Below are 6,390 nucleotides of genomic sequence, written 5' to 3' on the forward strand. Positions count from 1 at the left end.
CGATACTCCGCTTTCTCCGTTTGAGATCGCAAACGGTCAAGTATTGACCGATACTGATCAATCGTCAGATGTGGGTGCCGGTCAGGATCGCCCCGGCCCGCACGGTCTGATTACCGGCGATCGCCAGCCACAGACCATCCGCCCGGAGTCGGGCGAAGGCACCCCGGACATCCGGATAGAGATCCTCCTCACCGAAGGTCTCCGGCCGGCCGGCAGCCGCCCGCTTCTCCCGCTCCTCGTAGAGGTCGAAGCCGGGGGCGAAGATCTGAAAGGCTTCCCGGTAGTCCCGGCCCTGCGCGATCACCGCCCCGAACTGGGCGACGAACGTGTGCCGCGGCACCCCCAACCAGTCGGCCCAGGTGCCGTACTCCCGGGTCTCATCGACCAGGCACTCCCCGACGTCGAACACCACAGCCTTAATCGTCACAGCCGCAGCCTAGTGGGGCGAGGACGTCCCCTGACGTCCTCGCCGAACCGCTCATGACCGACCGCATGGATCTGTCCGGCGCTTTCCGGGCAACGGTCCTCGTACTGTTCCGGCGGGCCGTGTCACGAACCGGCTCGCCAGGGCGAAGCCTGTGCGCCGGGTGGGAGGCCTGGTTTCATGCGGTGCTGAAGAACACCCGGCGCCCGGCGGCACACCGGACCGGACTCGGGCCGCCCACACCCACGCCACCTGGAGGACCACCGCGTGAGCGTCGAACTGCGCCACCACACCTCCCTCGCCCCCGAGGCCCGGCAGGATCTGCTGGACGTCTACGCCGACGTGCGGGCCCCGCTGCTGCACCGGCCGAACTACTGCCTCGCCGCCTTCGTCGAACGCCTCGACCGGCACACCGCCGACCCCGGCTTCGAGCTCGTCCTCGGCTACGACGGCGAACTGCCCATCGGGTACGCCTACGGCAACACCGTCGACGCCGGCGACCGGTACTGGAAGCGCATGGGCGAGCCCCTCCCCCACGGCTTCACCGACACCCCGGCCCTGGCCGTCAAGGAGATCGGCGTCCGCACCCCCTGGCGCGGCACCGGCGCCGCCCGCCGTATCCACGACGCGCTGCTGGCCGGGCGCGCCGAGGGCCGAGCCACGCTCATGGTGAACCCGCTCGCCGGGGACGGCAAGGTCCAGCGGGTCTACGAGGCCTGGGGCTACCGGGCGTTCAACACCCAGCAGCCCACGCCGGACTCGCCCCGGCTGACCGTGATGCTCCGCCCGATCCGCTGAATCCCGTAGCCGCGCCTGGCGCCCCGTGCCCCGGGCGGCGGCCCGGGGCACGGGGCGCTTCCCCGGCCGGGCTACTCGCGGGGGCGGGCGAGCAGCGCGGCGGAGGCCGGGTCGCCGACGCGGGTGGCGACCGCGCCCTTGACCACGCTCAGGGCGGCCGGCAGCGCCGCGACCGCCGCCGCCTTGAGCGCACCGATCGAGGTCAGGTCGAACTTGTCGGCCAGCAGCAGGCCGAGGAACGCCGCGGCGTACGTGGCGACGGTGCGCTCGACCAGGTCGAGGATGAACTTCCGCATGGTCAGGACTCCTTCGTGATGGAGGCCGGTGTGGTGCACGGTCTGCGCGCGACGGTCGCGCGGGGCGTTGCGTCGGGGTCGGCTGTCAGGGGTCGGAGGGCATGCGGCAGGCGCCGCCGGGGAGTTGCCGCCCCTCATGTACACGTTCACACCGCCGGATTCGACGACGGTCCGGCAGAAGAAAATCCGGCGGCCTCGCGCACACCGCAGAGGCCCGCCACCGAGGCCTCCCACCTGCCCGTCTACCCTGACGGTTATGACCGAGGCTCTGTTGAACCGCTACCGCAAGGCCGTGGAACCGCTGCTGGAACCGGGCGAGCACCTGCTGGACCTCGCGACCGTCGTACCGGTGGCCGGGGCGCGCGGCGTCGGGGACGGGCTGGGCGCGCGGGTCGGCAACAGGCTGGGGCAAATCGGCGCGGTGTCGGGGCAGTCGGGCAGCATCGCGAGCGGATTTCCGACGACCAGGGGCGGGACCCGGACCAGGCTGCTGGCCGTCACGGACCGCCGGGCCGCGTTCGTCACGGCGCTGGACGTCCGCAAGGCCGGCCAACTGCTGTGGCACGCGCCGCGGCAGCTGGTCCTGCGGGTGGAGCGGCGCCCGCGACTGCAGGCGATGGCGAGGTTCCGGCTGCACTTCGCGGACGGCTCCGCCGTTTCGCTGTACACCGCGCGGCGCCGCACGATCGAGGCCCTGGCCGATCACCTCGGACGCTGACCCGCCTCGACACCGACCAGCCTCGCCACCGACCAGCCTCGCCGCCGACCGGACGGTCCGGCGGTCCGGGCCCGACCACAGGGCCCGAACCGCCCTCCACCTCCCCTCCGGACTCCCACGGGCCGCCGCCCCGACCCGGTCCACCGTCGCCGACCGGCCGTCCGCGATCGGCGGGCCGATGCTCCGTGTCCGCCCCACGCGATACGGTTCGTGATCTGGCAACCGGAGGTGGCACATGGGTCGTTGGGGAATCGGGACGGGCTACGCCGAACTGCGCCGGCGCCGGGCCGAGCGGCAGCGCCTGGCGGCCGAACAGGGCTGGGAGTTCCGCGAGGAGAGCCCGGAACTGGCCGAACGCTGGCGCGACGCGGCGCTCTCCGGCGGCCGCGACGCCCCGCCGCGCGCCCGGTTCGCGGCCACCGGCACGCTCGACGGCCACCAGGTCACCGTGTTCGACCTGGTCCGCGGCCGGGGCGGCGGCATACGCACCGTCCACCTGGTCGAACTGCCCCGCCCGCTCCCCCTGGTGGTGGTCTCCCGCAACATGCTGGGCCCCGACCGGCTGCTGCCGCTGCTGCGCCGCCAGATCCTGCAGAAGCCCGGCCACCACCTGTACGAGAGCGGCGAGGAGGCGTACGACACCGTCCACCTGGTCGAGACCACCGACCCCGACGTCGCCGGGCGCCTGCTGACCCCGGCCGTCCGGGAGTTCGCCGACGACCACCCCTGGCTGGAGTGGCGCGTGGACGACCGCTGGCTCTGCTACGTCGGCTACAGCGGCCCCTCAGCGCGCACCGAGCAGCCGCTGGCCGTCCTGCGCTCGCTGACCCGACTCGTCGACCTCACCGACCCGGCCCTGTGGGGCAGGCCCCGCCCCGCACACACCCGCCGCCCCGCCCCCGCGGCCGCCACGCCGTCCACCTCCTCGGCCACGCCCACCGGCCCGGCCGCCATGCATCGCGGCGACCCCGCCCACACCGGCGTCCACCCCGAGGCCGCGGCCCCGTCCGGCTTCCTGCCCTGGAGCACCCGCCTGCCCGAACGCCCCACCAGCTCCCCCGTCGTCTACGCCGGGGCCCTCTACCAGAACGCCGGACAGCACTGCTACGCCCTGGACGCGCTCACCGGCGAACCGCGCTGGCGCCACGACGCGCAGGACCGGCTGACCCGCACCCCGGCCGTCGCGGGCGACACCGTCTACGTGGTCGGCGAGGACGGCCTGCTGTACGCGCTCGCCGCCGCCGACGGCACCGAACGCTGGAGCACCCGCGTCGGCGCCTCGGCCGCGCCCACCGTCGCCGACGGCGTGGTCTACACCGTCACCATGTCGATGTTCACGCTGCGCCACACCCGCCCCAGCACGCTGATCGCAACCGACGCCCGCACCGGCCGCCGGCGCTGGGAGCAGCACCTGCCGGACGGCTCCTGCTCGGCGGCCGCGGTGGCCGACGGCCTGGTCCATGTCACGGGCGTCAAGGGGCAGTTGGGTGCCTACCGGGTGAAGGACGGCAAGCGGGTCTGGTACGACGACAACGCCGAGCGTTACCTCGCCCTGTGTTCGCCGAGCGTCGCGGACGGCACCGTCTACCTCGGCACCGGCGCCGGCCTGGTGCACGCCTTCGACGCGGCGACCGGCAGGCAGCGCTGGGGCGTCGAGGTGGGCTTCAGCGCGATCGACGACAGCCCGGCGATCACCGACGACCTGCTCGTCGTCGGCGACTTCCGCACCGGCGTCCACGCCCTGAACCGGAGCGACGGCATGCGGCGCTGGCACCTCGCCGGCCCGCACGGCGCCTCCGCCGTCACGGTCGCCGGCGCCGACGCCTGGGTGGTCGGCCTGGCCCGCAACCGTTCGCTGCTGCGCCTCGACCTGGCCACCGGCACGGTGCACTGGCGCCGGGCCCTGAACGCCACGGGCGGCAGCCCGGCCTACGCGGACGGCGTGGTGTACGTGACCACTGCCAAGGGCACCGTCCTGGCGCTCGACGCCCTCACCGGCCGCCGCCCCGGCCGGCGGCAGCGGCGGCGGCTGTGACAGGTCGCGGGGAGCGGTCGCCGCCACCTTCATGGCGCGCCACCCCGCCCATCGTTGGCGGACGCGCTCGGCAATCGGGCTGGCACGCAGGGGAGTTGAGTACGGCAGCGGATTGCGGCGCGGGGTGCGGGCGGGACAGGGTGTGGGCGCAGACGCGCGTGCGAGTCGAGAGGACCCCTGCTGGTGAAGGCTTTCCTGGAGAAGGTGGCGACGAACCTCGTCTACCTCGTCGGCATGCTGGCGAACCCGCTCCTCAACGGCGCGCAGGAGCTGCGGGCGTCGCGCTGGCCCACCGAGCGGCGCAAGCTCAGGCTGATCGACTCGCCGACGGCGCGGGCGGCCCGGGCGGCGGAGCGGGAGCGGTTCCGGGGGCTGGTCGAGGCGCTGGGGGCGGTGGAGGGGGTCGAGCACGTGCTGACCCAGGTCCTGGACCAGTCCACCCGCCCGACCTTCCACGGCCTGGACCACCCCAGGGACACGCTGCTGGTCTGCCGGATCCACGCCCGCGCCTACTTCGTCGTCCGGGAGGACATCCTCGACGTCCTGCCCCGGATCGCCGCGGCGAACGTGGCCGACTGGCAGGCCCACGGCCAGGGGCCGGACCCGGAAGGGAGCCTCGACCACGCGCTGCGCTGGTACCGCGACGGCGGCATCGACGCCGACGGCCGGCGGATGCACTCCCCCTGCCTGTCCAGCCCCGGCGCCAAGCTGACCTGGGACCGGCCCGGCATCCCGCCCCGGGACCCGATCCCGGCGGGCCCGTACGTCAACCGGCTCTTCGTGCTGGAGCAGACCCCGCCGGACGCGGACGCGGCGCGGCTGCTGGCCGAGGCCCGCGCGGGCGGGCGGGGCACGGTCCTGGAGCTGGCGTTCGGCGCGAACTGGGTCGACCACTGCCAGTACCACAAGGTGGCGCGCGGCGGGTTCCTGGGGCGCGGACGGCTCTGAACGGGTGAGGGTTCCCGGCCCGGCCCCGCAGGCCGGGCCGGGAACCCTCACCCGTTCAGCCGCGGCTCAGCACTGGGGGCGGCGGCCGTGGTTGGCCCCGCGCCTGGCCCTGGCCTTCTTCTTGCGGCGGCGCTTCGACGACATGGCCACTCCTCTCGCAACCGGGACACCCGAACCGGGACGGCCCCGGGCTACCACCGTTCCACACCCGGGCGGTCCCGGCCCGTCGAGCGGCCTGCCGAGCGGCTCGTCGAGTAGCCGTCGAGTGGCCCGTCGATCCGCCTCCGCCCACCTCTGCCCGGCGCCGGGCGGCGTCAGTCGGGCAGGTTCCCGTTGCCGCCCAGGTTCGCCACCATGCGGCGCAGCACGTTGACCGTGGTCACGAACTCGTCGGTGCCGATGCCCTCGTGGGCGCGCTCGTTGACCTCCAGGTTGCGTTCGCGGGCGCGCAGGCGCCCGGCCTCGCCCTCCTCGGTGAGGGTGAGGGCCCCGGTGGCGTCCTCGGTGAGCCAGCCGCGGGCGATCAGGTCGTCGAAGACGGCGTCGAAGGCGGTGTCCTGGTCGTCGTAGGGGGTGAGCCGCTCGATCAGGGCCGTGCGGGTCCAGCCGCCGGGGCGGCCGGCGGCGTGGTTGAGCGTCCACCAGTGCGGCTGGGTGAGGCCTTCCACCGCCAGTTGTCCGCGCAGGCCCTCCACCACGAGGAGGCGGTAGACCTGCCCGGTCCAGGCCCCGATGGGCTGGGCGGCGATGACCTGCGGGTCGTACGTCTCGATCGTCACGTCCGGTACTCCTCTTCGGCTTCCCCTGATCGTCAGGGCACGACCGACCGTAGGACCTCAAGTCCGCTTGAGGTCAAGGAAGCTGACCCTGGTGTGGTCAACTCCCTTCTAGACCGGCCGACATGAAGACCGCACCGACGCTCGCCACCGCCCTCGCCCTGTCCGCGGCCACCGTGCTCACCGCGGCTGCCCCCGCCTCCTCCGCTCCCTCCTCCGGCCGGCGAGGTACCGCAACGCGGCCGCCTCCCGACAGCCCCCTGCCCCCGGCGGTTCGCCGGGGGCAGGGGGTGGGGGCCGGGGCCCGCGGGGGCCGGCCGTCAGCCGTGCGAGAAGGTGATGCGCGGCAGCACCCGGTCCAGCCGGCGCGGGGGTCGCCGGTGCGCCTCCCCCCT

At 74.2% G+C, this 6,390-nt stretch carries 6 protein-coding genes and 1 pseudogene; 4 read left to right on the plus strand and 3 right to left on the minus strand.

Going from position 1 to position 6,390, the window contains the following annotated elements:
* Positions 1-82: 82 nt before the first annotated feature.
* A pseudogene (locus tag ACWDBE_RS27100) lies at positions 83-412 on the minus strand (haloacid dehalogenase); the annotation flags it as partial.
* Positions 413-691: 279 nt separating this feature from the next.
* On the opposite strand from ACWDBE_RS27100, the gene ACWDBE_RS27105 reads away from it, so the two are divergent.
* Positions 692-1,222 carry a GNAT family N-acetyltransferase gene (locus tag ACWDBE_RS27105; protein WP_449809350.1) on the plus strand — a complete coding sequence of 177 codons (531 nt, stop codon included), beginning with the start codon at positions 692-694 and terminating at the stop codon, positions 1,220-1,222.
* 71 nt (positions 1,223-1,293) lie between these two features.
* Here ACWDBE_RS27105 and ACWDBE_RS27110 read toward each other — a convergent pair whose 3' ends face one another.
* Positions 1,294-1,518: a holin gene (locus tag ACWDBE_RS27110; protein ID WP_449791926.1), complete on the minus strand. Its 225-nt coding sequence runs from the start codon at positions 1,516-1,518 to the stop codon at positions 1,294-1,296.
* 256 nt (positions 1,519-1,774) lie between these two features.
* Between ACWDBE_RS27110 and ACWDBE_RS27115 the strand changes: the two genes are divergently transcribed.
* The 3 genes from ACWDBE_RS27115 (at position 1,775) to ACWDBE_RS27125 (ending at position 5,219) form a co-directional block, all read left to right on the plus strand.
* Positions 1,775-2,236, plus strand: coding sequence for a hypothetical protein (locus ACWDBE_RS27115; protein ID WP_449791927.1), 462 nt, complete (start codon positions 1,775-1,777; stop codon positions 2,234-2,236).
* Positions 2,237-2,471: 235 nt separating this feature from the next.
* Positions 2,472-4,271, plus strand: coding sequence for an outer membrane protein assembly factor BamB family protein (locus ACWDBE_RS27120; protein WP_449791928.1), 1,800 nt, complete (start codon positions 2,472-2,474; stop codon positions 4,269-4,271).
* Between the two features lie 183 nt (positions 4,272-4,454).
* A complete protein-coding gene (locus ACWDBE_RS27125; protein ID WP_449791929.1) occupies positions 4,455-5,219 on the plus strand; it encodes a hypothetical protein in 765 nt (254 codons plus the stop codon).
* A gap of 314 nt (positions 5,220-5,533) precedes the next feature.
* On the opposite strand, the gene ACWDBE_RS27130 is transcribed toward ACWDBE_RS27125, so the two are convergent.
* Complete coding sequence (locus ACWDBE_RS27130; RefSeq protein WP_449791930.1) at positions 5,534-5,998, minus strand: MarR family transcriptional regulator; 465 nt, start codon at positions 5,996-5,998, stop codon at positions 5,534-5,536.
* Positions 5,999-6,390 lie beyond the last annotated feature (392 nt).

It is taken from the genome of Kitasatospora sp. NPDC001132 (assembly GCF_053598415.1).